Source organism: Pseudonocardia sp. (assembly GCF_035305885.1).
In the GTDB taxonomy this organism is placed as follows: Bacteria; Actinomycetota; Actinomycetes; order Mycobacteriales; family Pseudonocardiaceae; genus Pseudonocardia.
This window is the reverse complement of record NZ_DATGOP010000031.1, coordinates 1-22958: the sequence shown is the minus strand read 5'-3', so window position 1 is coordinate 22958 and position 22958 is coordinate 1. Positions and strand designations below refer to the sequence as shown.

At 73.2% G+C, this 22958-nt stretch carries 24 protein-coding genes; 16 read left to right on the top strand and 8 right to left on the bottom strand.

What is annotated here, in order from left to right; translation table 11 throughout:
* A complete protein-coding gene (locus VKZ81_RS05485; protein WP_324240312.1) occupies nucleotides 1-1026 on the top strand; it encodes a DctP family TRAP transporter solute-binding subunit in 1026 nt (341 codons plus the stop codon).
* On the top strand, nucleotides 1023-2063 hold the full coding sequence (locus tag VKZ81_RS05480; protein ID WP_324240311.1) for a phosphotriesterase family protein: 1041 nt from the start codon (nucleotides 1023-1025) through the stop codon (nucleotides 2061-2063). Before VKZ81_RS05485 ends, VKZ81_RS05480 begins: the two co-directional genes overlap by 4 nt.
* Before the next feature lie 33 nt (nucleotides 2064-2096).
* On the opposite strand, the gene VKZ81_RS05475 is transcribed toward VKZ81_RS05480, so the two are convergent.
* The gene (locus tag VKZ81_RS05475) at nucleotides 2097-3110 is read right to left on the bottom strand and encodes an LLM class flavin-dependent oxidoreductase (protein WP_324240310.1); all 1014 of its coding nucleotides are present in this window, start codon (nucleotides 3108-3110) and stop codon (nucleotides 2097-2099) included.
* 41 nt (nucleotides 3111-3151) lie between these two features.
* On the bottom strand, nucleotides 3152-3229 hold the full coding sequence (locus VKZ81_RS35075; protein WP_414709329.1) for a putative leader peptide: 78 nt from the start codon (nucleotides 3227-3229) through the stop codon (nucleotides 3152-3154).
* A gap of 201 nt (nucleotides 3230-3430) precedes the next feature.
* Between VKZ81_RS35075 and VKZ81_RS05470 the strand changes: the two genes are divergently transcribed.
* Both VKZ81_RS05470 and VKZ81_RS05465 read left to right on the top strand, forming a co-directional pair.
* The gene (locus VKZ81_RS05470; RefSeq protein ID WP_324240309.1) at nucleotides 3431-4567 is read left to right on the top strand and encodes a DUF8744 domain-containing protein; all 1137 of its coding nucleotides are present in this window, start codon (nucleotides 3431-3433) and stop codon (nucleotides 4565-4567) included.
* The gene (locus tag VKZ81_RS05465; protein ID WP_324240308.1) at nucleotides 4564-7146 is read left to right on the top strand and encodes a multicopper oxidase domain-containing protein; all 2583 of its coding nucleotides are present in this window, start codon (nucleotides 4564-4566) and stop codon (nucleotides 7144-7146) included. Before VKZ81_RS05470 ends, VKZ81_RS05465 begins: the two co-directional genes overlap by 4 nt.
* On the opposite strand, the gene fdxA is transcribed toward VKZ81_RS05465, so the two are convergent.
* The 3 genes from fdxA to VKZ81_RS05450 all read right to left on the bottom strand — a co-directional run bounded on the left by fdxA (nucleotide 7136) and on the right by VKZ81_RS05450 (nucleotide 9217).
* Nucleotides 7136-7477 carry a ferredoxin gene (fdxA, locus tag VKZ81_RS05460; RefSeq protein WP_324240307.1) on the bottom strand — a complete coding sequence of 114 codons (342 nt, stop codon included), beginning with the start codon at nucleotides 7475-7477 and terminating at the stop codon, nucleotides 7136-7138. The two genes, VKZ81_RS05465 and fdxA, sit on opposite strands and share 11 nt — an antisense overlap.
* Nucleotides 7478-7514: 37 nt before the next feature.
* Nucleotides 7515-8156, bottom strand: coding sequence for a helix-turn-helix transcriptional regulator (locus VKZ81_RS05455; protein ID WP_324240306.1), 642 nt, complete (start codon nucleotides 8154-8156; stop codon nucleotides 7515-7517).
* A 344-nt stretch (nucleotides 8157-8500) separates the two neighbouring features.
* The gene (locus tag VKZ81_RS05450; RefSeq protein ID WP_324240305.1) at nucleotides 8501-9217 is read right to left on the bottom strand and encodes a class II aldolase/adducin family protein; all 717 of its coding nucleotides are present in this window, start codon (nucleotides 9215-9217) and stop codon (nucleotides 8501-8503) included.
* Between the two features lie 91 nt (nucleotides 9218-9308).
* Between VKZ81_RS05450 and VKZ81_RS05445 the strand changes: the two genes are divergently transcribed.
* On the top strand, nucleotides 9309-9884 hold the full coding sequence (locus tag VKZ81_RS05445; protein ID WP_324240304.1) for a TetR/AcrR family transcriptional regulator: 576 nt from the start codon (nucleotides 9309-9311) through the stop codon (nucleotides 9882-9884).
* Between the two features lie 16 nt (nucleotides 9885-9900).
* Here VKZ81_RS05445 and VKZ81_RS05440 read toward each other — a convergent pair whose 3' ends face one another.
* Nucleotides 9901-11595 carry an FAD-dependent monooxygenase gene (locus tag VKZ81_RS05440; protein ID WP_324240303.1) on the bottom strand — a complete coding sequence of 565 codons (1695 nt, stop codon included), beginning with the start codon at nucleotides 11593-11595 and terminating at the stop codon, nucleotides 9901-9903.
* Nucleotides 11596-11787: 192 nt separating this feature from the next.
* On the opposite strand from VKZ81_RS05440, the gene VKZ81_RS05435 reads away from it, so the two are divergent.
* From VKZ81_RS05435 to VKZ81_RS05390, 10 genes are all read left to right on the top strand, one after another.
* Nucleotides 11788-12204: a nuclear transport factor 2 family protein gene (locus tag VKZ81_RS05435; protein WP_324240302.1), complete on the top strand. Its 417-nt coding sequence runs from the start codon at nucleotides 11788-11790 to the stop codon at nucleotides 12202-12204.
* A 35-nt stretch (nucleotides 12205-12239) separates the two neighbouring features.
* Nucleotides 12240-12899, top strand: coding sequence for a VOC family protein (locus VKZ81_RS05430; protein WP_324240301.1), 660 nt, complete (start codon nucleotides 12240-12242; stop codon nucleotides 12897-12899).
* Nucleotides 12896-13735 (top strand): fumarylacetoacetate hydrolase family protein, encoded by an 840-nt coding sequence (locus VKZ81_RS05425; protein WP_324240300.1) that lies wholly within the window; start codon nucleotides 12896-12898, stop codon nucleotides 13733-13735. Before VKZ81_RS05430 ends, VKZ81_RS05425 begins: the two co-directional genes overlap by 4 nt.
* A gap of 33 nt (nucleotides 13736-13768) precedes the next feature.
* Nucleotides 13769-14902, top strand: a complete 1134-nt coding sequence (locus tag VKZ81_RS05420) for an LLM class flavin-dependent oxidoreductase (RefSeq protein WP_324240299.1) — start codon at nucleotides 13769-13771, stop codon at nucleotides 14900-14902.
* Nucleotides 14899-15717: an NAD(P)-dependent oxidoreductase gene (locus tag VKZ81_RS05415; protein ID WP_324240298.1), complete on the top strand. Its 819-nt coding sequence runs from the start codon at nucleotides 14899-14901 to the stop codon at nucleotides 15715-15717. The genes VKZ81_RS05420 and VKZ81_RS05415 overlap by 4 nt, the downstream gene beginning before the upstream one ends.
* Before the next feature lie 183 nt (nucleotides 15718-15900).
* Nucleotides 15901-16341 (top strand): MarR family winged helix-turn-helix transcriptional regulator, encoded by a 441-nt coding sequence (locus VKZ81_RS05410; protein WP_324240297.1) that lies wholly within the window; start codon nucleotides 15901-15903, stop codon nucleotides 16339-16341.
* Between the two features lie 114 nt (nucleotides 16342-16455).
* Nucleotides 16456-17031, top strand: a complete 576-nt coding sequence (locus VKZ81_RS05405) for a TetR/AcrR family transcriptional regulator (RefSeq protein WP_324240296.1) — start codon at nucleotides 16456-16458, stop codon at nucleotides 17029-17031.
* A gap of 520 nt (nucleotides 17032-17551) precedes the next feature.
* Nucleotides 17552-17980: a hypothetical protein gene (locus VKZ81_RS05400; protein WP_324240295.1), complete on the top strand. Its 429-nt coding sequence runs from the start codon at nucleotides 17552-17554 to the stop codon at nucleotides 17978-17980.
* Nucleotides 17977-18519 (top strand): flavin reductase family protein, encoded by a 543-nt coding sequence (locus VKZ81_RS05395; protein WP_324240294.1) that lies wholly within the window; start codon nucleotides 17977-17979, stop codon nucleotides 18517-18519. Before VKZ81_RS05400 ends, VKZ81_RS05395 begins: the two co-directional genes overlap by 4 nt.
* A 123-nt stretch (nucleotides 18520-18642) precedes the next feature.
* Nucleotides 18643-19980 carry an MFS transporter gene (locus VKZ81_RS05390; protein WP_324240293.1) on the top strand — a complete coding sequence of 446 codons (1338 nt, stop codon included), beginning with the start codon at nucleotides 18643-18645 and terminating at the stop codon, nucleotides 19978-19980.
* A 26-nt stretch (nucleotides 19981-20006) separates the two neighbouring features.
* Here VKZ81_RS05390 and purU read toward each other — a convergent pair whose 3' ends face one another.
* Both purU and VKZ81_RS05380 read right to left on the bottom strand, forming a co-directional pair.
* Nucleotides 20007-20879 carry a formyltetrahydrofolate deformylase gene (gene purU / locus VKZ81_RS05385; RefSeq protein WP_324240292.1) on the bottom strand — a complete coding sequence of 291 codons (873 nt, stop codon included), beginning with the start codon at nucleotides 20877-20879 and terminating at the stop codon, nucleotides 20007-20009.
* 29 nt (nucleotides 20880-20908) lie between these two features.
* Complete coding sequence (locus tag VKZ81_RS05380; protein ID WP_324240291.1) at nucleotides 20909-21787, bottom strand: methylenetetrahydrofolate reductase; 879 nt, start codon at nucleotides 21785-21787, stop codon at nucleotides 20909-20911.
* Nucleotides 21788-22017: 230 nt separating this feature from the next.
* Here VKZ81_RS05380 and VKZ81_RS05375 point away from each other — a divergent pair, with 230 nt between their 5' ends.
* Nucleotides 22018-22896, top strand: a complete 879-nt coding sequence (locus tag VKZ81_RS05375; RefSeq protein ID WP_324240290.1) for a MarR family winged helix-turn-helix transcriptional regulator — start codon at nucleotides 22018-22020, stop codon at nucleotides 22894-22896.
* Nucleotides 22897-22958: the final 62 nt, after the last annotated feature.

The window sequence follows — 22958 nt, the reverse complement described above, 5'->3', positions numbered from 1 at the left end:
ATGTCCACGCAGCAACGACGCCGTGTGCTCCTCGCGATCCTCACCGTCCCGCTGGTGCTCGCCTCGGCCTGCGGCGGAGGAGGTGGCGAATCCGGCGGGGGCGGGGGAGACGGCGGGACCGTCGAGCTGACGCTCGCCCACAGCTACACCGAGCAGCAGCCCCAGCACCGCTGCGGCGCCCAGGTCATCGCCGACGAGGTCGCGGCCGCGAACGTGGGCCTCACCATCCAGGTCTTCCCGGCGAGCCAGCTCGGTGGCGACGCCGACCGCATCCAGTCGGTGATCTCCGGCGACATCGACATGGACATCCAGGGCGCCTCCGCGCTGGGCGCGGTCCACGAGCCGATGAGCGTCGTCGACGCCGCGTACGCCTTCGACGACGGCGAGCACCTCGCCCGTTTCTTCGCAAGCGACGCGTCCAAGGAGCTGACCGACGGTTTCGCCGAGGCCACCGGGGTGACCGTCCTGGGGGCGTGGTCGGCGGGCGCTCGGCACTTCACCGCCAACCAGCCGATCCGCACCCCCGAGGACCTCGCGAACCTCCGCATGCGCTTCCCCAACTCTCCGCAGTTCCTCATGAACGCCGCGGCGCTGGGCGCCAACGCCACCGAGGTCGCCTACGAGGAGCTGTACCTCGCGCTGCAGCAGGGGATCGTCGACGGCCAGGAGAACCCGATCGTCAACATCGCCTCGCAGAACCTCGGCGAGGTGCAGGACTACCTCAGCCTGTCCGGCCACCAGGAGAACTCGAACCTGATCCTGGTCGGGCCGCGGTGGAACGAGCTGAGCCCGCCGCAGCAGGAGGCGCTGTCGAAGGCGGTCGAGAAGGCGGTCGCGCAGGTGCCGGGGTGCGTCGAGGAGGACGAGGCGCGGCTGCTCGAGGAGTGGCGCTCCAGCGGTGAGTTCCAGATCGTCGAGGACGTCGACGTGGCCGCGTTCCGGGCCAAGGTGGAGCCGTACCTGCGCGCCAACCTGAGCCCCGAGCAGCTCGCCGTCTACGAGGCGATCCGCGGATCGGCGGCATGACGCTCGTCCCGACGTTCCGCGGGCCGGTCGGGCCCGCGGAGCTCGGGCCGACGCTGATCCACGAGCACGTCTTCGTCGGCCACCCCGAGCTCGACCTCAACCACCCGCACCCGGAGTGGGACCCCGACGCGGCCGTCGAGCAGGCGGTCACCGCGCTGACCCGGCTCCACGAACTCGGCATCCGCACGGTCGTCGACCTGACCGTGCTCGGCCTGGGCCGCGACGTCGCCCGCCTCGCCCGGGTCGCCGAGCGCGTCCCGGTGCACCTGGTCGCCGCCACCGGCTACTACACCTCGAACGTGCTGCCGCCGTTCTTCCGCACCCACGGCCCGGGCCGGCTCGTCGACGGGCCCGACCCGCTCGTGGAGTACTTCGTGCGGGACATCGAGGAGGGGATCGCCGGCACCGGCGTCCGGGCGGGGATGATCAAGGTCGTCACCGACGAGGAGGGGTTCACCGACGACGTCGCGCGGGTCTTCACCGCAGCCGCCGCGGCCCACCGGCGCACCGGCGTCACCGTGACCACGCACAGCCGCCCGGACCTGCGCAACGGGCTCGAGCAGCTGGCGTTCCTGCGGGAGCGGGGCGTGCCGCCCGAGCGGGTCGTCATCGGGCACTCCGGCGACACCGACGACCTCGACCACCTGCGCGAGCTGATGGACGAGGGCGCCACGATCGGCATGGACCGGTTCGGGATGGAACACGTCCTGCCCGACGACCGCCGCGTCGCCACCGTCCTCGCGCTGCTGCGGCTCGGCTACGCGGACCGGATGGTGCTGTCCCACGACGCGGCGTGCTTCAGCCGGATGACGCCGCCGTCCTGGCGCGCGGTGCACGCGCCGCACTGGCACTACGAGAACATCCCCCGCCGCGTGCTGCCGATGCTGCGCGCCGGCGGGGCGACCGAGGCCGACATCCACCAGATGCTCGTGGCGAACCCGGCCCGGCTGCTGGCACCGGCCGAGCAGCTCGACGATCGCGGGCGTCCGCGCGTTCCGCACACCGGCCCCCCGCCTTCAGGAATGTGGCTTTCCTGAAGCCCAGCTTCGTGAATGTGGCTTTCCTGAACTTCACGCGGCGGCCGATGTGGCCGGTGCCCAGCCGAGTTCCGGTGCCAGCCTGGTGGCGATGTCGGTGAGGATCTGCTCGTAGTCCTCGGGCTGGAAGGTGAACGGCAGGGCGAACACGACCTCGTCGACCGCCTGGTAGCCGGCGTGGGCCCGCAGCTGCTCGGCGATCTCGGCGCTCGTGCCCACCAGGTCGCGGGCGAACAGCATGCCGGCCGGGCCCTGCGGGGCCGCGGTGCGCGGGGTGCGGGCGGCGGCGTAGGCGACGTAGCGCTCCCGCTGCTCCGGTGTGGCGCTGTCGGTCGGGACGACGACCAGGCCCTGCGACACCCGGCCGGTGGGGTTCTCCGTGCGGAAGGCGTCGATCTGCCGGCGCTGGATCGCCGCGAACCCGTCGGTGGACCCCTCGGCGCGGACGACGCTGCTGGTCAGCAGGTTCATGCCGAGCTTGCCGGCGCGCCGGGCCGAGCCGAGGCTCGCCGCGCCGTACCAGAGCCGGGACCGCAGCCCGGGCGAGTGCGGCTGCACCCGGTCGGAGAACGTTTCGAAGCCCTCGGTGCCGCTCCACCCGGTGACCGGCTCCCCGGCGACGGCGCGCAGGAACCGGCCGAGCCGCTCGTCGCCGAAGTCCTCGACGTCGGCCGAGTGCGGGTACAGCGCGTCGCGCACCAGGTCGTAGTGCATCGGCGGACCGACGCTCACCCCCGGGTTGAGCCGGCCCCCCGACAGCACGTCCACCGTGGCGAGGTCCTCGGCGAGCCGCAGCGGGTTCTCCCAACCCAGCGGGATCACCGCCGTGCCCAGCTCGATCCGCGATGTGCGCTGGCTCGCTGCGGCGAGCACCGCCACCGGCGAGGAGATCCCGAACTGCAGGTGCCGGTGACGCACCCAGGCGCTGTCGAACCCGAGCCGTTCGCCCAGCTCGATCATCCGCAACGTGGTCTCGTGACCGGCCGCGGGATCGGCCTCGTCGAACAGCCCGATGGTGAGGAAGCCCAGCTTGCGCAGGCGTGACATGGTGGAGGGAGCCTCTCGGGGGAGTGGGACGGGGACGCGGATCAGCGGGTGCGACAGCCTGCGCTGCTGACGCGCTCGAGATCGATGTGCCGACGGCGCACCAGATCCCGTCCGTCCATGTGCGTGCATCCCTCCCGGCGGGCCGCTGCGGCCCGGCGTCCAGGGTGGGTGCGGCGCGGCGTGCCGGTCAAGCGGCTTCGTCGTGTCCGCGCTCACGGCGTCCCGCTCTCGCCGTGGGAGGGATGACCGGGCGTCGATCCCCGATGCGACCCTCGACACCCCACTGGAGCCCCGAGCCGACTAATTAATACAGTCTAACTGTGGAAAAAGGGGTTGGCGCCGTTGCGGCGGGCGCGGCACCGCACGGGAACGCGGCACGTGGCGGGCACCGGCCGCTGGTCCCGGTGCTGCTGCTCCCGGCCGCGATCGCGATGCTCGCCGGCCTGGACGCGGCGCTGGTGCTGCTCGGGCTGCCCGCGCCGGTCACCGGTGAGCGGCTGGCGGCGGCGCACGGGATGCTGCTCGTGCTCGGGTTCGTCGGTGCGCTGATCGCGCTGGAGCGGGCCGTCGCGTGGGGCCGTCCGGCCGGGTTCGCCGCGCCCGCCCTGCTGGGGCTGGGCGGCCTGCTGCTGATCTCCCCGGCGCCCCTGCCCGCCGCGCAGGGCGCGCTGCTGTGCGGGGCGGCGGCCCTGGTCGGGATCTACGTGCCGCTCTGGCGTCGGCAGCGGGACGTCGCGGTGCTCGCGCAGGCGCTCGGGGCGGTGCTCGCCGTGGGTGCTGCGATCCTCTGGTGGGGCGGCGTGCCGGTCGCGGTGGTGGTGCCGTGGTTGGTCGGGTTCCTCGTGCTGACCATCGCCGGTGAGCGGGTCGAGCTCGCGCGGGTGGCGATGGGCCCGGACGCCGACGGCCCCCTGGTGGGCCTGGCCGGGGGAGTGGTGGCCGGGGTGGTATCGGCGCTGCTGTGGCCGGCCGTCGGCTTCGCCCTGCTCGGGGCGGCGCTGCTGACCGTGGTCGGCTGGCTCGCGGCGCACGACGTCGCCCGCCGCACCGTCCGCGCGACCGGACAGGCCCGGTTCGCGGCCTGCGCGATCCTCGCGGGCTACCTCTGGCTCGCCGTCGCCGCCGCCACCTGGCTACTGGGCGGGCCCGCCCTCGACGGCCCCCGCTACGACGTGGTCGTCCACTCCGTGTTCCTCGGCTTCACCCTCTCGATGATCATGGCGCACGCGCCCGTGATCCTGCCCGCCGTCCTGCGGGTGCCCGTGCGGTACCACCCGGCCCTGTTCGTCCCGGTCGCGTTGTTGCAGCTGTCGCTGGTGGGCCGGCTCGCGCTCGGCGACGGCCTCGGCGTCCGGGCGGCGTGGCAGGTCGGCGGCGCGCTGAACGTCGCCGCCGTGCTGCTGTTCCTGGTCCTGGCCGCGGCGTCGGCCATCGGCGCGGCGCGGAGCGCGCGGTGAGCGCGGCCCCGTCCCGCGGCTTCTGGCCGCTGCGCGACCTGCCCGTGGTGGGCTGGCTGCTGGCGGTCGTCGTGGTCGCGCTGGCCCACCCGTTCGTGCCGGCCCCGCGCTGGCTGATGATCCACCTGCTGCTGCTCGGCGCGATCACCCACGCGATCCTCGTGTGGAGCCGCTACTTCGCCGACGCCCTCCTGCACACCGCTCCCGGGCCGGACGACCGGCGCGTGCAGGGCCGGCGGCTGCTGCTGCTCAACGCCGGCGTGCTCACGGTCGTCACGGGCGTGCTGGGCGGCGCCTGGTCGGTGACCCTCACCGGTGCGAGCGCCGTCGCGGCCGCGGTGATCTGGCACGGGCTGGCGCTGGTGCGGCAGCTGCGCCGCGCGTTGCCGTCCCGGTTCGGCGTGACGGTGCGCTACTACGTGGCGGCCGCGTGCCTGCTGCCGGTTGGCGCCGGCCTCGGCGCGACCCTGGCCCGGGATCCCTCCGGCCCGTGGCACGACCGGCTGGTGCTCGCCCACGCGTTCGTCAACGTGCTCGGCTGGATGGGGCTGACCGTCGTCGGCACGCTGGTCACGCTGTGGCCGACGATGCTGCGGACCCGGATCGCGGACGGCGCGGAGCAGGCGGCGGGCCGGGCGCTGCCGGTGCTGGTGGCGTCGATCCTGCTCGCGGCCGGGGCCGCGCTCGCCGGGTCGGCGCCGGCCGTGGCGCTCGGGCTGGTGGGCTACCTCGGCGGCCTCGCCGTCGTGGCCCGGCCGTCGCTGGCCGCGACCCGGGGCGCGGTGTCGTGGTCGTACGCCACCTGGTCGGTCCTGGCCGCGATGCTGTGGCTGGGCGGCGCCCTGGCCGCGCTCGCGGTCGGGGTGATCACGTCCCCGACCTGGGCGGAGACGGCCGGGTGGTTCGGGTGGCTCAGCCCCTACCTGGCGGCGGGCTTCGGCGCCCAGGTCCTGATCGGCGCGCTGTCCTACCTGGTGCCGGTCGCCCTCGGCGGCGGGCCGGGACCCGTGCGCGCCGCCACCGCCGTGATGGAACGGGGCAGCCCGCTGCGGATCGCGGTGATCAACGCCGGGCTGCTGGTGTGCGTGCTCCCGGTGCCGAGCGCGGTCCGGGTGCCGGCCTCGGTGCTGGTGCTCGCCGGCCTGGCGTCCTTCCTCGCGCTGGTGTTCCCGGCGATCCGCGCCTCCCGGCGGGCGAAACGCGCACCGGTCGCCGAGCCCGTCGTCTGGCGCGCCGCGGACCGACCGCGGGGGCAGGTGACCGGCCTGGCCGCGGTCGGCGTCGCCGCCGTGGTGCTGGCGGTCGCCGCCGGCGCCGCGTTCGACCCCACCACGCTCGTCGCGGCCGCGGCCTCCTCACCGGCGACCTCGCAGCCGCCCGCGGTCACCCCCACCGGCGAGACCACCACGGTGGCGGTGACGGCCCGCGACATGCGCTTCACCCCCGCGACCATCGAGGTCCCCGCCGGCAACCGGCTGGTGATCGACGTGACCAACGCCGACCCGGCGAACGTGCACGACCTCGTGCTCGAGACGGGCCACCACAGCGGGCGCCTGACCCCCGGCGAGTCGGCCCGCATCGACGTGGGCGTGGTCGGGCACGACCTCACCGGCTGGTGCTCGATCGTCGGCCACCGGCAGATGGGCATGGTCCTGCAGATCACCGCGACCGGCGCGCCCACGCCCCCGGGGACCCGCGAACCCGCACCCGAGGCCCAGCGCGTCGACCTCGCCGCCGACCCCGGCTCCACCGCGCACGACCCGACCCTGCCGCCCGCGCCCGAGGAGCGGGTGCACCGGCACACCTTCACCGTCGAGGAGGTCGTCCGCGAGGTGAGCCCGGGCGTGACCCGGACGCTGTGGACCTTCAACGGCACCGCCCCCGGGCCCGTCCTGCACGGCCGCGTCGGCGACGTCTTCGAGATCACGCTGGTCAACAACGCCTCGATCGGGCACTCGATCGATTTCCACGCCGGCGCCCTGGCCCCGGACGGCCCGATGCGCACGATCGCACCCGGCGAGTCGCTCGTCTACCGGTTCACGGCGACCCGCGCCGGGATCTGGATGTACCACTGCTCGTCGATGCCGATGTCCGCGCACATCGCGGCCGGTCTCTTCGGCGCGGTCGTCATCGACCCGCCGGACCTCGCCCCCGCGGACCGCAGCTACGTGCTCGTCCAGTCCGAGCTCTACCCCGGGGCCGAGGGCGAACCGGTCGACATGGGAAAGGTGCAGGCCGAGCGGCCCGACGCCGTGGTCTTCAACGGCCACCCGAACCAGTACGACCACCGCCCGCTACCGGCCCGGCCGGGCGAGCGGGTCCGGATCTGGGTGCTCAACGCCGGCCCCAACCGCGCCACGTCGTTCCACGTCGTCGGGGCCCAGTTCGACACGACCTACAAGGAGGGCGGCTACCTGCTCACCCCCGGGCACGGCGGCAGCCAGAGCCTGGACCTGGCGCCCGCGCAGGGCGGCTTCGTCGAGCTGACCTTCCCCGAACCCGGCCACTACCCGTTCGTCTCCCACGTGATGGTCGACGCCGAGCGCGGCGCGCACGGGGTCGTCGAGGTCACGGGCTGACCGGGTGCGAGGCGACCAGCTCGGTGTCGGCCCCGACCGGGCCCACCTTGGCCGCGCCACCGGGGGACCCGAGCGCCTCGTCGCGGCCGGGCAGCGGCTCGAAGAAGAACCGGGCGTTGTCGGCGAGGTAGGGCTGCAGGTGCTCGGGCAGGTCGTCCTCGTAGTAGATCGCCTCGACCGGGCAGACCGGCTCGCACGCGCCGCAGTCGACGCACTCGTCGGGGTGGATGTAGAGCGCCCGTGCGCCCTCGTAGATGCAGTCGACCGGGCATTCCTCGACGCAGGAGCGGTCCATCACGTCGATGCAGGGCTCGGCGATCACGTAGGTCACGCCCCCACCTCCTCGATCGCAGGGTCTGGAAGGACGATCACACGGCGGCTTCGGCCAGGCGCGCGACGCACAGGTGTGGCTCGACGAACGGGTCGAGCCGTTCGACCCGGACCGGGGCGCGGAGCTCGCCGAGCAGGCCCTGCATGAGCCCGAGGTGGACGGAGCAGACGACCTCCCGGTGCTCCACCGCGGTCTCGCGGAACGGGCAGTGGCGCAGCAGGATCCGCCGAGTCCCCCCGGAGCCGTCCGGCTCCGGAGCGAAACCGATGTCGTCGAGCGTGCGGGTCAGCTGCCCGATCGCGGCGTCGGCGTCGACCCGGCGGAACGGCGGCGGCCGGTCGGCGAGGTAGCTGCCCCAGGCCCGGCCCGCCTGCGCGGCCGCCTTCCCCGGCTCCGGGGTCTCCGCCGCGACGTAGCCGGCGAGGATCTCGGCCAGGAGCCGGTAGCTGCGCTTCCCGACGCGGTCGGCGTCCGGCCGGGCCGAGTAGAGGGCGCGCGGACGGCCCGGCTGGTCGCGTTCCTCGGTGACCCGCTCGACCGCCCCCGCATCGACCAGCGCGTCGAGGTGGAACCGGACCGTGTTGGGGTGCAGGCCCAGGCGCTCGGCCACCTCGTTCACACCCAGCCACGACGCGGCGTCCTGGAGCGCGCCGAGCACGCGCGCCCGGCTCTCGCTCATGGCAGGTGCCGTGCCGGCATCGGTACGCAACAGCTCGCGCCTGCCCATACGAGGATTTTCACATAGTCCTTTGGTAATAACAACTCAGGCGGCGGTGAGGCCGCCGTCGACGACGAGCCGACGCCGGTGGTGTACGAGGCATCGCCGGAGGCGAGGTAGGAGGCGAGGTAGGCGGTGAGGGCGGCGACGTCGACCGCCGCCGGTCCCCGCGATCACGGTGACCTTCCCCTCGAGCCGGCCGCCCAGGTTCCGCTCCTCGCCCCGTGCCCCCGCCCCGCAGTGGTGCGCCACCCGGCCGAGCACCTCGTTGCGTGGAGGTGGCCATGCTGCAATCCGCGCCGGGATCAGCCGGCGGTCTCCCGGACCCAGAGGTCCCAGACCCGATCGACGCTGCGGTCGACGTTCGCGGATGCGAGGCGCGCCTCGTCGCGGTTCAGGTACACCGGCGTTCCCCCGAGCGCGAGCGTCTGCAGCTGGGCCCGCGCGTTCTGCCGCGCGTACACGGCGCGGTAGACGGCCTCCCGCACCGACGACCCGACGACCGACACCCCGTGCCCGCGCATCAGCACGATCGGCGCGTCGCCGAGCGCCGCGCCGAGCGCGTCCCCCAGCGCGGGTGTGTCCACGAGCATCCCGGTGGCCGGGCCGGCGGCGTCGCGGATCTCGAACCGCGGCGCGCCTTGCCCGAGGAACGCGCTGACGTGCAGCAACGGCAGCAGCTCGGTGTCGGTCACGCCGAAGGGGATCAGGTCGGGTGCGTGGCTGTGCACGACCGCGGTGACGTCGGGCCGCGCCCGGTAGATCCCGGAGTGGATGTGCCGTTCCAGGTAGCTGCGTCCGCCGTCGACGGTCTCGCCGGTCGCCACGTCCAGCTCGAGCAGGTCGTCCTCGGTGACCAGTGCCGGTGCGAGGGATCGGGCGAGGATGAACCGGTCCGGGGCGCCGGGCTTGCGCACGCTGACGTGGCCCCAGCCGTCGACGACGCCGTGTCGTGCCAATATGTGGTTGGCGAGGACGAGTTCGGTCCGCGCCGATTCGAACGGGTCTTGTTCGCTGCTCACAGGTACTCCTCGTAGGCCGGCAGGGAACCCGGCCATCGGTCGCTGTCTAGGCTTGATCTTCGTCCGATCCCGCACTCGGAAGGAGCACGTGGTGCCGCGCAACCGTCAGCAGATCCCCCGTGAGGAACGTGCGGGCGACCTGCTGGCCGCCGCCACCGAGCTCTTCCTCACCAAGGGGTACGACGGCACCACGATGGCCGACATCAGCGCGGCCGCGGGTGTGGCCCGGGGCAACGTGTACTGGTACTTCAAGTCCAAGGACGACATCTTCGCCGCGGTCATGGACCGGATGCTCAGCCGGGAGATCCGCACGCTCTCCGAGGAGCTGGCCGGCGCCGACCCGCTGACCCAGCTGGTGCGCGGCCTTTCGGACATGCGCCTGTACCGGCCGTTGCACCAGGCCATGCACGACCGGCTCCCGCACTCCGAGGCCGTCCGCAACGCCCACAACTCCTTCCTCGCCTGGATCGTCGAGAAGGTCGACGAGGTCGTCGCCGAGCACGGCCTCGAGGACGAGGCCGCGGCCGCGCTGGTTCGCGATGTCACGGTCGCCGTGTTCGAGGGGGCGAACGTGCCGAACGAGTGGAACCGGCCCGCGCACGAGATGATCCGGTTCCTCATCGAGTCGATCTTCGAACGCCGGCCGGTGGCGGGGCGCCGCCGCTGATCCGGCGCCGCGGGCGTCACGCCTGCCCGACCGCATCCGGCGGCGCCGCGCCGTCCGTGCCCGTGGCCGCCTGGTCGTGCGCCGCGCCCCGCAGCCGGTCGAGGAGTTCGACCGGGTCGGCGGGGGCCTCCTCGCCGCGCCAGCCGACGTGCCCGTCCGGGCGGACCAGCACGAGCGGTCGCTCGTAGACCCGCGCCGCCTCGGGCTCGTCGAGGTGCACCACCCGCAGGGGCACCCCGAGTTCCCCCGCCGCCGCGACGAGCGGGGACGGCTCGCTCGCCCCGGAGACGACGAGGACGAACCCGCGTCCGAAGCGGTCGAGGATCGAGCCGCCGTCCGGGAGCTCGACGTGCGGTGCGCGGCAGCCGGGCCAGGTCGACGGGACGTAGGCGTCGGGCTCGTCGGGCGGCTCCGGGCTGCCGTCCGGCACGCAGATCGGGGAGCCCGCGTAGCGGTAGCCGAGCTGGACCCCGATGCTGCGGAACTCCCGTCCGCGCAGCCGGCGGATGAGCGCGCCCATCTCCGTGCGGGCGCGCGCGCCCTCGGAGTCCGCGCGGTCGAGCACGGGATCGGGGGCGAGCTGGGCGTCGGAGGTCCAGTTGCTCGACGCCTCGGACACGTTGCGGACCGCGATCGGTCTGCGCTCGGCCTCGTAGCTGTCGAGCAGGGCCGACCCGCCCCAACCCTGCAGGGTCGCGGCGAGCTTCCAACCGAGGTCGACCGCGTCCCCGATGCCGGTGTTCGCGCCGAAACCGCCCTTGGGCCACAGCAGGTGCGCGGCGTCGCCGGCGAGGAACACCCGCCCCTGCCGGTAGCGGCGGGCGACCACGCGGTGCCCGCTCCACGGCTGCGCGGCGAGGATCTCGACGTCGATCGGCGCCCCGACGGCCTCGTGGATCCACGCCACGGCGGCGCTGCGCCCGGGGTCCTCCTTCTGGTCGAGGTAGACCGAGAGCCGCCACTCGTCCACCCCGTTCACGACGGTGATGTAGGGCCGGCGCGTGGACGAGAGGGTCTGGATCTGCGCCGCGGGGCCGCCGGTCCGCTCCCGGAGCAGGTCGAGCAGCGCCGGCGCCCTGAAGTGCACGGCGTAGTTCTGCCCCTGCGCGAACACGCCCTCGAACTCGACGCCGAGGCTGCGCCGCACGCTGCTGCGCCCGCCGTCGCAGCCCACGAGGTACGCGGCGGTGAGCGTCTGCACCTCGCCGCTCGCCACGTCGAGCAGCACCGCGCGCACGCCGTTCTGGTCCTGGTCGAACGACTCCAGCCGGGTGCCGTACCGGATCTCGACCCCGGGCTGGGCCCGGGCCGTCCGTTCGAGGAGGGGGAGGAACTCGAACTTCGACAGGAAGGCGGGGCCCTCCGGGGTGAGCCCGCCGTACTCGCCGGGGGACCGGTTGGTCACGCCGTAGTCGAACTCCGTGAGCACGTGCCCGGTCACCGACGTCGTGAACAGGATGCGGTGCGGGTAGTCCGGAGGCGGCGCGGACCGGCCGCGGGCCTCCTCGGAGCAGCCCCAGCGTCGCAGGTGCTCCATCGTCCTGGAGAAGATCGCCTCCCCCGCCGGGAACGGCACGCGCCCGTCCCCCTGGTCGACGAGGGTCACCGGCACGCCGCGCCAGCCCAGTTCGATCGCCAGCGAGAGCCCGACCGGCCCACCCCCGACGACCAGGACGCGTCCGCGCCCGGCGCCGTCGTTGCGCTCCGCCACGAGCCACCCCTTCCTGCCACGAGGCCTCGTTGCCACCACTGTGACACGCTCTTGAATCTAAGTCAGGCTCGCATCGAAGGAGCTTCCTGGGCAAGACATGGCGATGAACGGCCATCTTCCTCGGATGTCAGCGTGATGTTGACACGAGCGACGCCGCGGCTACAGTTGAACGCGGTCCAAGAGGAGGTGCCGATGGAGACGCTGGCGGATCGGGTGGGCGAGGTTGCGCGGTGCCGGGGGCTCGTCGCCGACTACCTCCGCGCGATCGACAGCGGCCGGGCCACCGCCGCGATCGACGCCTTCGCCGAGGACGCGGACTTCGAGGCGCACGGCCAGGTGTTCCGCGGCCACGCCGAGATCCGCGGGTTCCTCACCAGGCGGGAGGCCGACTCCGCGCGGCAGACCGCGCACGTGCTGGCCAACGAGGTCGTGACCCGGCACGACGACGGCGGGATCGAGCTTCGGGCGCTGCTCCTGCTGCACGTCCGCCAGCCGGACGGCTCCTACCGGTTGGACCGCGTCCTCGACACCGTCCACCAGTTCCGGAACGGGGGTGGCGGCTGGCGCATCGCGCGCCGCACGGCCACCCCGTTGCACCCCACCGCGTGAGCACACGCCGGCGTACGGGCAGGGAGGCCCCAACGATGACGACCAGCCAGCCGACGACCACCACGCAGGGCGCCGACGACGCTCGCGCGGCGCGGACCGGCCCCGTCGCGCTCCAGCTCACCGAGCTGGTCCTGAAGACCGCGCGCTACGAGGAGATGGCCGCCTTCTACACCCACGTGCTGGGGCACGGGCCGTTCTTCGAGCGCACCCCCGACCCCGACGCCCCGCCCCGCCCCGCCGGGATGCCCGAGCGGGCCGTGGACGTGCGGCTGGGGTTCTTCCGCGTCCACGACGGCCCGCGCAGCCAGGTGCTCGCCCTGTTCGGCATCGACTCGCTCGCCGGGGTCGACGCCGCGGGTCCCGGGCTGCACCACTTCCAGTTCGGCGTCGGATCGCTCGACGAGCTCGTCGCCCAGCACGAGCACATGGCCGCGATCGGGGCGCGCCCGCACCGCGCGGCCAACCACGGCCAGGCGACCAGCTTCTACTACCGCGACCCCGACCGGAACATCGTCGAGTTCTCCTGCCCGAACTTCGCCACCACGGCCGAGGAGGTGGCCTTCATGTCCAGCCCGGAGTTCGCCGCCAACCCGTCCGGGCTGGAGCTCGACGCCGACCGGTTCGTCGCCGCCTTCCACGCCGGCGCCCCGCGCGAGGAGCTGCTGCGCCTCGACAACGCGGACGTGGCCCTGTGAGCAGGCTGGTCAGCACGGCGAAGGGCGTCGGGCGCCTCGAGGACGGCGGCGAGACCGTCGCGTTGCTCGACCTCGACGCGCCCGACATCGGGGCCGCCCTGCAGGCCGGGTTCGACGTCGCGGCGATCGCCGCGGCCGCGGTCCGCGAGCGGGTCCCGGCCGCGCAGGCCCAGCTGCTCGCCCCCGTTCCGCGGCCGTCGAAGATCTGGGGGATCGGGTTCGCCTACGCGGAGCACCGCAGCGAGGTCGGCTACACCGGCGCCGCCGAGGAGCCCGTCATCTTCCTCAAGGCGCCGTCGTCGGTGATCGGCACGGGGGAGCGGATCCGGTTCCCGAAGGTCGCCCCGAACGAGGTCGACTACGAGGGCGAGCTCGGCGTCGTCATCGGCAGGCGCGCCACGGACGTGCCGGAGGCCGAGGCCTACTCGTTCGTCGCCGGGTTCACGATCTGCAACGACGTGAGCGCCCGCGACGTCCAGAAGGGGCGGATCCCGGGCCGGGCCGCCGACGTCAGCGCGGCGAAGAGCTTCGACACGTTCACCCCGATGGGCCCGTGCCTGGCCACCCTGGACGAGTTCGCCGACCCCGACGACCTGCGGCTGCGCACCTGGGTCGGGGGCGAGCTCCGCCAGGACGCCCGGACGTCGCAGCTCATCCACCCGGTCGCGGCGCTGGTCTCCTACCTGTCGCGGCAGACGACGCTCGAGCCCGGCGACGTGATCGCCACCGGGACGCCGTCGGGCGTCGGGCACAAGCAGGGCAAGTTCCTGCGCTCCGGCGACGAGGTCCGGATCGAGATCGAGGGCATCGGCACCCTCGTCAACACCTGCGCCTGACGGCCGTTTCGCACCTTGACGAAAGGACGACGGATGAGTCCTTCCCTCGAGCCCGGCCGCATGCGGGGCGACAACACGCTGAAGCTGGGCCTGTTCGGGTTGAACTGCTCGGGCGGGCTCACGATGACCAAGGCGCCGGAACGCTGGGACCCGTCGTGGGAGAACAACCTCACCGCCGCCCGGCTGGCCGACGAGGCGGGCCTCGAGTTCGTGCTCCCCATCGCGCGGTGGCTGGGCTATCGCGGTGAGACCGACACGGAGGGCACCTCGTTCGAGACGCTGACGTGGGCCTCCGGGCTGCTCGCCGCAACGCGCGGGATCGCCGCGTTCGGCACCGTCCACGTCGGGCTGATCAACCCGGTGTTCGCCGCGAAGCAGATCGTCACCGCCCACCACATCGGTGCCGGCCGGTTCGGGCTCAACGTGGTCTCGGGCTGGAACGAGGGCGAGTACGGCATGTTCGACGTGCCGATGCTCGAGCACGACGAACGCTACGCCTACACCGAGGAATGGCTGAGGATCGCCCAGCAGATCTGGAGCCACGAGGAGCCGTTCGACTTCGACGGCAGGTACTTCCGGCTCAAGGGCGTGCTGAGCAAGCCGAAACCGTTCGGGGCCACCCGGCCCATGCTGATGAGCGCCGGTTCCTCGCCTGCCGGTCGCGCCTTCGCGGTCCGCAACGCCGACTGCCTGTTCATGAGCATCGTCGACATCGACCGGCTCCCCGAGGAGATCGCCGCGCTGCGCGCGGCCACGGGCGGCCGCCCGGTCGGCTGCTACTCCAGCGGGCACGTGCTCGCCCGCCGCACGGCCGCGGAGGCCGAGGAGTACTACCGCTACGTCGTGCACGAGAACGGTGACTGGGAGGCCGCGGAGCACATCGTGGCGATCCGGACGAAGGGCAGCCGCTCCATCCCGCCGGAACGGATGCTCGAGCTCAAGGAACGGCACGTGGCCGGCATCGGGAGCTTCCCGCTCGTCGGCAGCTACGACGAGGTCGCGGCCACCCTCAAGCGGCTGAGCGACGCGGGCATCGACGGCATGGCCGTCGGGCTCGTCAACTACATCGACGAGTTCCCCGTCATCCGCGACGAGCTGCTGCCGCGCCTGGAACGGCTCGGCCTGCGCAGGCCGGTCGCCGACCGGCCGGAATCGGAGGACGCATGAGCATCCGGACCGTCGGCGTGATCGGGCTGGGCGCGATGGGCCGCCCGATGAGCCGGCACCTCGCCACCGCCGGCTACACCGTGGTCGGCTACGACCCCGACGCGCAGGCGTGCCGGCGCGCCGCCGAGGTCGGCCTGCGGCCGTTGGCCTCGCCGAAGGAGGTCGCGCACGAAAGCGACGTCGTCATGATCGTCGTCGGGTTCGAGAAGCAGGTCGAGGCGGTCGTCTTCGGTGACGACGGCATCCTGGCGGGCGCCCGCCCCGGCCTCGTCATCGGCCTGGGGTCCACGGTCTCGCCCACCTACGCCCGTCGGCTGGCCGAACGCGTCGACACCCGGGAGATCGGCCTGCTCGACATGCCGCTCACCCGCAGCGATCGGGCCGCCGAGGCCGGCACGATGCTCGTCCTGGGCGGGGCGGAGCCGGAGATCTTCGAAGCGTGCCGGCCCATGCTGGAGACGTTCGCGACCGACATCGTCCACCTCGGCCCGTTCGGCAGCGGCCAGGTCGCGAAGATGGTCAACAACATGATCCTCTGGGCGTGCATGGCGGCCAACGACGAGGGGCTCCGGCTCGGCGAACGGCTCGGCGTGGACCAGGAGCGCATGCGCGAGGCGCTCGTGCTGTCGAGCGCGACCAACTTCGCCCTCGCCGAGCGGGCCGACACCCGGCCCATCCCGTGGGCGGAGAAGGACCTGACCATCGCCCAGCAGGAGGCCGACCAGCTGAACTTCGCCATCCCGGTGACGGGCCTGATCAAAGAGGCCATCAAGGAGTTCAAGGCCCGCAAGGGTTATCCGACGCCGACGCTGTAGTGGTGCCGAGAACCGATCGCCCGATTCGGATGCGAACCCGAGGGATTGGTGTTCGGGTTCGCTGCTCGGCGGGTTCGTGCCGAGACCCGGTCGAGTCCCCGGCATTGTCGCGACGGCTGCGGATGGCACCCTGTACGGATCAGGGCCGGGCCGAAGGCTCGGGCGCATCGGAGGAGGGCGTCGTTGGCGGAGGCGGAGCCGGACCCGTTGGACATCGCGTCACGCCTCCGCGCGTGTCTCGGGCCGCTCGTGCGCAAGGTCAAAGGGCTGCGCGAGGACACCGACCTCACGCTCGCCCAGGCTTCGCTGCTCGCGCGGATCGACCGGGACGGCCCGACGACGGCGGGCGAGCTCGCCGCGGCCGAGATGATCCAACGCCAGTCCGCGGCGCAGTTGGTCAACGCGCTGGAGGGGAGGGGCCTGGTCCGGCGAAGGCCCGACCCGGGCGACGCCAGAAGGGTGATCGTGACGACGACACCCGAGGGCAGGGAATGGGTGCGGGGTGACCGCGCGGCGTGGAACGAGCGGCTCTCGCGGGTCATCGCGGCGGAGTTCTCGCCCGACGAGCTGCGTCGGCTCGCCGGCGCCATTCCGCTCCTGGAACGACTGCGCGACGTTCTGTGACTCGCGGCCGGAATCGGAAAACGGTGCACCCGTTCCCGCCGAGCGCGACCGTCCGCGGTTCGCGCGGACTACACTCGGCCGGGGACCTGTAACGGGCCTTCGAAAGGGGTCGGAATGCCGCGCAACCGCCAGCAGATTCCTCGCGAAGAGCGGGCGGGCGACCTGCTGGCCGCGGCCACGGAGTTGTTTCTCGCCAAGGGGTATGACGGCACCACGATGGCCGACATCAGCGCGGCCGCGGGCGTGGCGAGGGGAAACGTCTACTGGTACTTCAAGTCCAAGGACGACATCTTCGCCGCGGTCATGGACCGCATGCTCAGTCGCGAGATCCGCACCCTCAACGACGAGTTGGCGGACGCCGATCCGTTGACCCACCTGGTGCGCGGCCTGTCCGACATGCGCCTGTACCGCCCGTTGCACCAGGCGATGCACGACAGGCTGGTGCACTCCGAGGCGGTTCGCGCCGCCCACAACACGTTCCTGTCCTGGATCATCCAGATGGTCGACGAGGTACTGGCCGAGCACGGCCTGGACAGCCGCACCGACACCGACGCCGCGCTGGTCCGCGATCTCGTGGTCGCCGTGTTCGAGGGGGCGAACGTGCCCAACGAGCACAACCGGCCGGCGCACGAGATGATCCGGTACCTGATGCAACTGCTCGTCGCGGCGCAGCGACCGAACGCCGGCTGACCAGCCGCTTCCCGTCAGCGGTGTTCTCCCGCACCGCGCGAACGATCGCGTCCTGCGCCGCCCGCCGACCGGGTCGGCGCTCCCGGCGACCACGCCGGCCGCCGACGGGCCACGATGCTGCTGGGCCGTCGGCGTTCCCCGGCCCACCACGGCGACCGGGTGTGATCTCCTCTTGAACGCGAGCCAATCGAAGAGCCGCGCGGCGTCGCGTCGAAGAAGTCCAGGTAGGTAGCCTTCGATCGCGGTGCCCATTGACAGGGAACGTGACGGCGCTAACCTTGGTCGAGAGTCAAGAGATGCCCCCGCGAGGGTGGCTGTGGCCGGGCGAACGATGGGGTGAGCCGGTGTCGTGTGCTGGTGGCTGGCCATTCCCGCGCGAGCGGTCGAACCCGGAGCCTCCCCGGGCGCACGGCGCGGAGGCGGCCGTCGACGCCACTCCGATCCGCGCGCCGCGCGGCGTTTCTCGCCGCGCGCCGCGCTTCTCATCTCCGCCAGCACCAAGCAGGGAAGGACTGGTCGCATGATCACCGCAGTCCTGGCGGCCGACCCCGGGGTCGTACCGCCGGCCGTCGCGTTCGCTGCCTCCCTCACCGGGCAGGGACGCGAGTCCGTCCTCGTGGCGCCGGTGACCGCCGGCCGCCCCGACGTCGTCGTCGCCGCCGCTCGCATCGACGACGTCGAGGCGCCGTCGCCGCTCGACGTCGGTGGCGCGGACGTCGACCTGGCGGGTGTGCTCGCCTTCGCGTTCGTCGTCGGCGGGACGTCCGGCACGGCGGGGTGGCCGCTCGTGGCGGCGCTCCGGGCGCGCGGCGCGCGGTGCCCCGCGCCCGCCCTGCACGTCGCCGGTCCGCCCCAGGACCCGACGGCGGCGATCGGCAGCTTCTGCCGGTACTGGCACCCCGCGGTGGCCGGGCTGGTGGCGGCGAGGACGCAGGGGTCGGCGGCGTGAGCGGGCGCGACGTGCCGTCGGACGACGGGCGGCAGGACCTGGTCGGGGAATCCCTGCGGCGGGCCTTCGGCACCTTCCCGACCGGCGTGGTGGCGCTGTGCGGGCTCCACGCCGGTGCCCCCGTCGGCATGGCGGTGAGCACGTTCGTGCCGGTCTCGCTCGATCCGCCCCTGGTCGCGGTGTGCCTCCAGCGGGCCTCGCGGACGTGGCCGGTGCTGCGGACGCTGCCCGTGCTCGGGCTCAGCGTCCTGGCCGACCGGCACGGCGCCGCGGCGCGGAGCCTGGCCGCGCGCAGCGGGGACCGGTTCGCCGGGCTGGAGACGACGGTGACCGACGGGGGCGCGGTCCACGTCTCAGGCAGTCCCGCCGCGTTCGTGTGCACCCTCCACGACGAGGTGGATGCGGGCGATCACCTGATCGCGCTCTTGCGGGTGCGGCGCGTCGAGGCCGAGCCGGAGATCGCGCCGCTCGTGTTCCACCGCAGCGGCTTCACCCGGATCGGGAGCGATCACGAGCTCCCGACGGCGCGGCCGGCATGAGCGCCGGGCGGCCGCGGTCGAAGCGGCCGCCCACGCGCCGCACCCGAGGCGCCCCGTGAGCACGACCCGGCCGAAGCCGTCGCGGACGCCGGCTCACCGATTCCAGTTCGAGGAGGAACAGCGTTGTCCACTCCCAAACTCTCCGGCACCGCCCCCTCCGGGCATCGTTCCGCGGAGCACGCGCGTTCGGTCTCGCCGGCGCGGGTCGCGGTCGCGGGCCTGATCGGCACCACGATCGAATGGTTCGACTTCCTGATCTACGGCACCGCCGCTGCGCTCGTCTTCGGGCCGCAGTTCTTCCCCAACACCTCGCAGGTGGCCGGGACGCTGGCGGCGTTCTCCACCTTCGCCGTCGGCTTCCTCGCCCGCCCCGTCGGCGCGGCGCTCATGGGGCACCTGGGTGACCGGATCGGGCGCAAGCGGATGCTGATCACGTCGCTCCTGCTGATGGGCGGCGGGACCGCGGCGATCGGCCTGCTCCCGACCTACGAGGTCATCGGGGTCGCCGCACCCGCCCTGCTCGTCGCGCTGCGCCTGCTGCAGGGCGTGGGCGTGGGCGGGGAGTGGGGCGGCGCGGTGCTGATGGCGCTGGAGCACGCACCGCCGAACCGCCGCACCCTCTACGCCTCGTTCCCGCAGATGGGCCTGCCCCTGGGCGTCATCCTGGCCTCCCTGTCGTTCCTGCCGCTTCGCCTCTCGCTCGACCCCGACTCCTTCGCGAGCTGGGGCTGGCGCATCCCGTTCCTGGTGAGCGCGCTGTTGGTCATCTTCGGGCTCGTGCTGCGGACCCGGCTCGACGAGAGCCCGGAGTTCGTGAAGGCGCGCGAGGCCCGCGAGCTCGCGCGGGCGCCGCTGGGCGCGGTGGTGCGCAGGATGCCGGGGACGCTGGGACTCGCGGCCGGCGTCTCGATCGCCGGATCGGCGTTCGGCAACATCTTCCTGGTCTTCAGCCTGTCCTACGCCACCTCGCGCGGGTTCGCATCGCCGTCGGCGATGCTCGCCTACACCATCGTGGCCGCGACGGTCTGGGTGCTGCTGGTCCCGGCGGGCGCCGCCCTCGCGAACCGGATCGGCCGGCGGAAGGCGATGCTGGTGGGCCAGTGCCTCGCCGGGCTGTGGGCGTTCCCGTTCTTCTGGATGCTGGAGACCGGGGCGCCGACCTTGATCCTCCTCGGGGCGATCGGCTGGGGCGTGGGCCAGGGCATCGCGGGCGGTCCGCAGGCGGCGATCATCGCCGACGCCTTCCCCGCTCCGCTGCGCTACACGGGGGCCGGGATCGCCTACGCGACGAGCGGGATCCTGGGCGGGGGCCTGGCCCCGCTGGTCGCCACCTCCCTCACCGTCGGCCAGGACTCCGCCGTGCTCGTCGCGGCCTACGTCGTCGCCCTCTACGCGCTGTCGTTCCTCTGCGTGGCGCTGCTGCGTGGCCCGGACTACCGCATCGCTCCCCACCGGCGCTGAGCGCGCCGAGCGGCGGACCGTCGTCCTCACCGCAGGACGACGGTCCGCCCGTCGTGGACCAGCACCCGGTTCTCGGTGTGCCACCGGACGGCGTGGGCGAGCGCGCGCGCCTCGGTGCCGCGGCCCCGAGCGGTGAGCTCCTCGGGGCCCATGGTGTGGTCCACCGCCACGACCTGCTGCTCGATGATCGGGCCCTCGTCGAGGTCGGCGGTGACGTAGTGCGCGGTCGCCCCGATCGCCTTCACCCCCCGGGCGTGCGCCTGGTGGTAGGGCCGGGCGCCCTTGAAGCTCGGCAGCATCGAGTGGTGGATGTTGATCGCCCGCCCGTCGAGCTCCTTGCACAGGTCGTCGGACAGGATCTGCATGTAGCGGGCGAGGACGACGAGCTCCACGCCCTCGTCGCGGACGAGCCGCAGGAGCGCGGCCTCCGCCTCGGGCTTGGTGTCCGGCGTGACCGGGATGTGGTGGAACGGCACCCCGTAGTGGTCGGCGGTTCCCCGCAGGTCCGGGTGGTTCGACACGACCGCCGCGACGTCGAGGTGGAGGTCGCCGATGGAGTTGCGGAACAGCAGCTCGTTCAGGCAGTGCGCCTGCTTGCTCACCATGATGAGCACGCGCTGCGGCACGCCCGCGTCGGCGAGCCGCCACGACATCGCGTAGCGGTCGGCCACCGCGTGGAACCGCTCGCGGAGCGCGCTCTCCGGCTGCGGGGCGCCGTCCAGCCCGCCGAACCGCACCCGCATGAAGAAGGTCCCGCTCGTGGGGTCGCTGAACTGCTGGCTCTCGAGGATGTTGCTCTCCTGCTGCAGCAGGAAGCCGGACACCGCGTGCACGATGCCGAGCCGGTCCGGGCAGGACAGGGTGAGGACGTACTCGCGACCCGGTTCGGGACGGTTCATGACACCTCCTGGAGAAGACGGCGGGGCGGTCAGGCGAGCCGCGCCAGGCGGTCCTGTCGCCAGGCCTCGGTGCGCTTCAGCTCGTTGAACGTGAAGATGTGGAAGCCGACGATGTCGTTGTCGGCCCGGTCGATGCTGTGGGCGAGGCCGCGCAGCAGGCGGTCCGGGCTGTAGCCGCCGGGGAGGAAGAACCGGGCCAGCACGCCCTGCTGCTTGGCGAGGAAGCGCGCCGACTGCCCCAGACCGAGCCCGGCCGAGATGCGGACCAGCTTCTGCCGCGTGACCGCGCCGGGGATCCCCACCCGGATCGGCAGCGACACACCCCGGCTCTTCACCGACCGCGCCCACGAGGCGGTCGTCCGCGGGTCGAAGCACAGCTGGGTGATGCCGAGGTTCGCGTGGCGGGACTTCGCCGTGAGCGCCTGCTCGATGAGCCTCTGGTCGATGCGGCCGTGTCCCTCCGGGTAGGCGCCGATGCCGATGCGGCGGAACCGGTGGCCCCGCGACTGCAGTGCCTCCAGGAGGGAGAGTGCGTCCGGGAACTCGCCGACCGGCCGGGCGGCGTCGCCGCCGATGACGAAGATGCCCGGGACCCCGTTGTCCTCCAGCTCGGAGACGATGTCGTCGAGGTGGCTCCGGTCGCGCACGAGCCGGGCCGCCAGGTGGGGTGCGGTGGCGTACCCGTGCCGGGCCAGCCGGACGGCCAGGTCGACGGTGGGGCGCAAGCCCTTGGCCTCCGTGGTCGTCACCGTCAGCCGGACGTCCTTCGGCACGGTCGCCAGGACCTGCTCCTCCGTCCTGGCGAACGGCAGGATCTCGTAGCTGATCTCGCGCAGGGCGCGGGCGAGCGACCGGCGGCCGGGACGGCCGATCGAGCGCACGAGGCGGGTGCCGCCGAGGGTGGACATGCGCGAACCTCCGGTGGGCGACGAGCGGGCACCGAAATCGAATGCGTACGAACCAAATGGCCGAACGGGCGCCGCTCGTTCTCCGTGTGGGATGGATGAGTGACGAGGCGTATCGGGAGCCGGCGCTCTCTTGACTCTCGTTCAAGATAGGGTGGACGCTGCAGCTTGTCAATCCGGTGGCGGCCGCTGCGGTAGGGTGGCCGCACGAGTCCGAACGATCGAGGTCGAGGTTGGGCAGTGGTGCACAGCTCGGGCAGCTGCTCCGGTTCGTCCAGCAGGCCCAGTCCCGCGCCGTCGACGTGGAGCAGTTCTACGGCCTGACCAGCGCGCAGTTCGCGGTGCTGGCCGCGGTCGTCAGCAAGCCGGGCATCGATCAGCGCGCGATCAGCGACGTCACCTTCCTCGCCCGCACGATGCTCCCCGCGGTGGTCCAGCGGCTCGCGGGTCGCGAGCTGATCACCGCGGTGCGCAACCCCCGCGACGCCCGCCGCGACCACCTCACCCCGACCGACTCGGCCGTGGCGCTGATGTACGAGGTCACCCCGCAGGTCGTCGCGCGCAACGAGGGGCTGCTGCGGACGCTCGGCGACGACGCCCGCGGCCTCTTCCTCGACACCCTCGAGGCGGTGGGCATGGCCGAACGCGCGGAGCTGCCCGCGTGGCACCGGATCCCCAGCCCGGACGGCGTCCGGCCGCCGCTGGAGGTCCCCTGGGGGCTCGGCCGCCTCGTCCGCGCCGCGATGCAGCGCTACGGACGGCTCTGGGGGGAGTCGATCACGTCGTTGACGATGCTGCAGTGGTCGGCGCTGGTGGCCGTGGCCGAGGGCGCCGAGATCGACCAGCGGCGGCTGGGGGAGTGCCTCCGGTTGGACAAGGCCACGGCCAGCGTCATGGTGAGCAGGCTGTCGCGCCGGGGGTTGCTCGAGCGCGGGGAGGACGACGGCGATCGCCGGCGCCGGATCCTGCACCTCACGCGGGCGGGCCGCGACGAGCTCGTCGCGGTATCCGCGCTGGTCCCCGCGGTCGACGAGCGCTTCCTCGCCCCGGCGCCCGCCGAGGCGAGGGGGTGCTTCCTCGAGGCCCTGCGCACGCTCGCGGCGGTCGGGTGACGACGGCGGCGGTGTCCGGCTCCCGACCGGGACCACCGCCGTCACCGCGCCCGGCCCGCTTC

Bases quoted from the DNA above. Each gene is read 5' to 3' on its own strand.
- VKZ81_RS05485 (WP_324240312.1), top strand. From the start codon at position 1: ATGTCCACGCAGCAACGACGCCGTGTGCTCCTCGCGATCCTCACCGTC.
- VKZ81_RS05480 (WP_324240311.1), top strand. From the start codon at position 1,023: ATGACGCTCGTCCCGACGTTCCGCGGGCCGGTCGGGCCCGCGGAGCTC.
- VKZ81_RS05475 (WP_324240310.1), bottom strand. From the start codon at position 3,110: ATGTCACGCCTGCGCAAGCTGGGCTTCCTCACCATCGGGCTGTTCGAC.
- VKZ81_RS35075 (WP_414709329.1), bottom strand. From the start codon at position 3,229: ATGGACGGACGGGATCTGGTGCGCCGTCGGCACATCGATCTCGAGCGC.
- VKZ81_RS05455 (WP_324240306.1), bottom strand. From the start codon at position 8,156: ATGAGCGAGAGCCGGGCGCGCGTGCTCGGCGCGCTCCAGGACGCCGCG.
- VKZ81_RS05435 (WP_324240302.1), top strand. From the start codon at position 11,788: ATGGAGACGCTGGCGGATCGGGTGGGCGAGGTTGCGCGGTGCCGGGGG.
- VKZ81_RS05430 (WP_324240301.1), top strand. From the start codon at position 12,240: ATGACGACCAGCCAGCCGACGACCACCACGCAGGGCGCCGACGACGCT.
- VKZ81_RS05420 (WP_324240299.1), top strand. From the start codon at position 13,769: ATGAGTCCTTCCCTCGAGCCCGGCCGCATGCGGGGCGACAACACGCTG.
- VKZ81_RS05415 (WP_324240298.1), top strand. From the start codon at position 14,899: ATGAGCATCCGGACCGTCGGCGTGATCGGGCTGGGCGCGATGGGCCGC.
- VKZ81_RS05405 (WP_324240296.1), top strand. From the start codon at position 16,456: ATGCCGCGCAACCGCCAGCAGATTCCTCGCGAAGAGCGGGCGGGCGAC.
- VKZ81_RS05400 (WP_324240295.1), top strand. From the start codon at position 17,552: ATGATCACCGCAGTCCTGGCGGCCGACCCCGGGGTCGTACCGCCGGCC.
- purU (WP_324240292.1), bottom strand. From the start codon at position 20,879: ATGAACCGTCCCGAACCGGGTCGCGAGTACGTCCTCACCCTGTCCTGC.
- VKZ81_RS05380 (WP_324240291.1), bottom strand. From the start codon at position 21,787: ATGTCCACCCTCGGCGGCACCCGCCTCGTGCGCTCGATCGGCCGTCCC.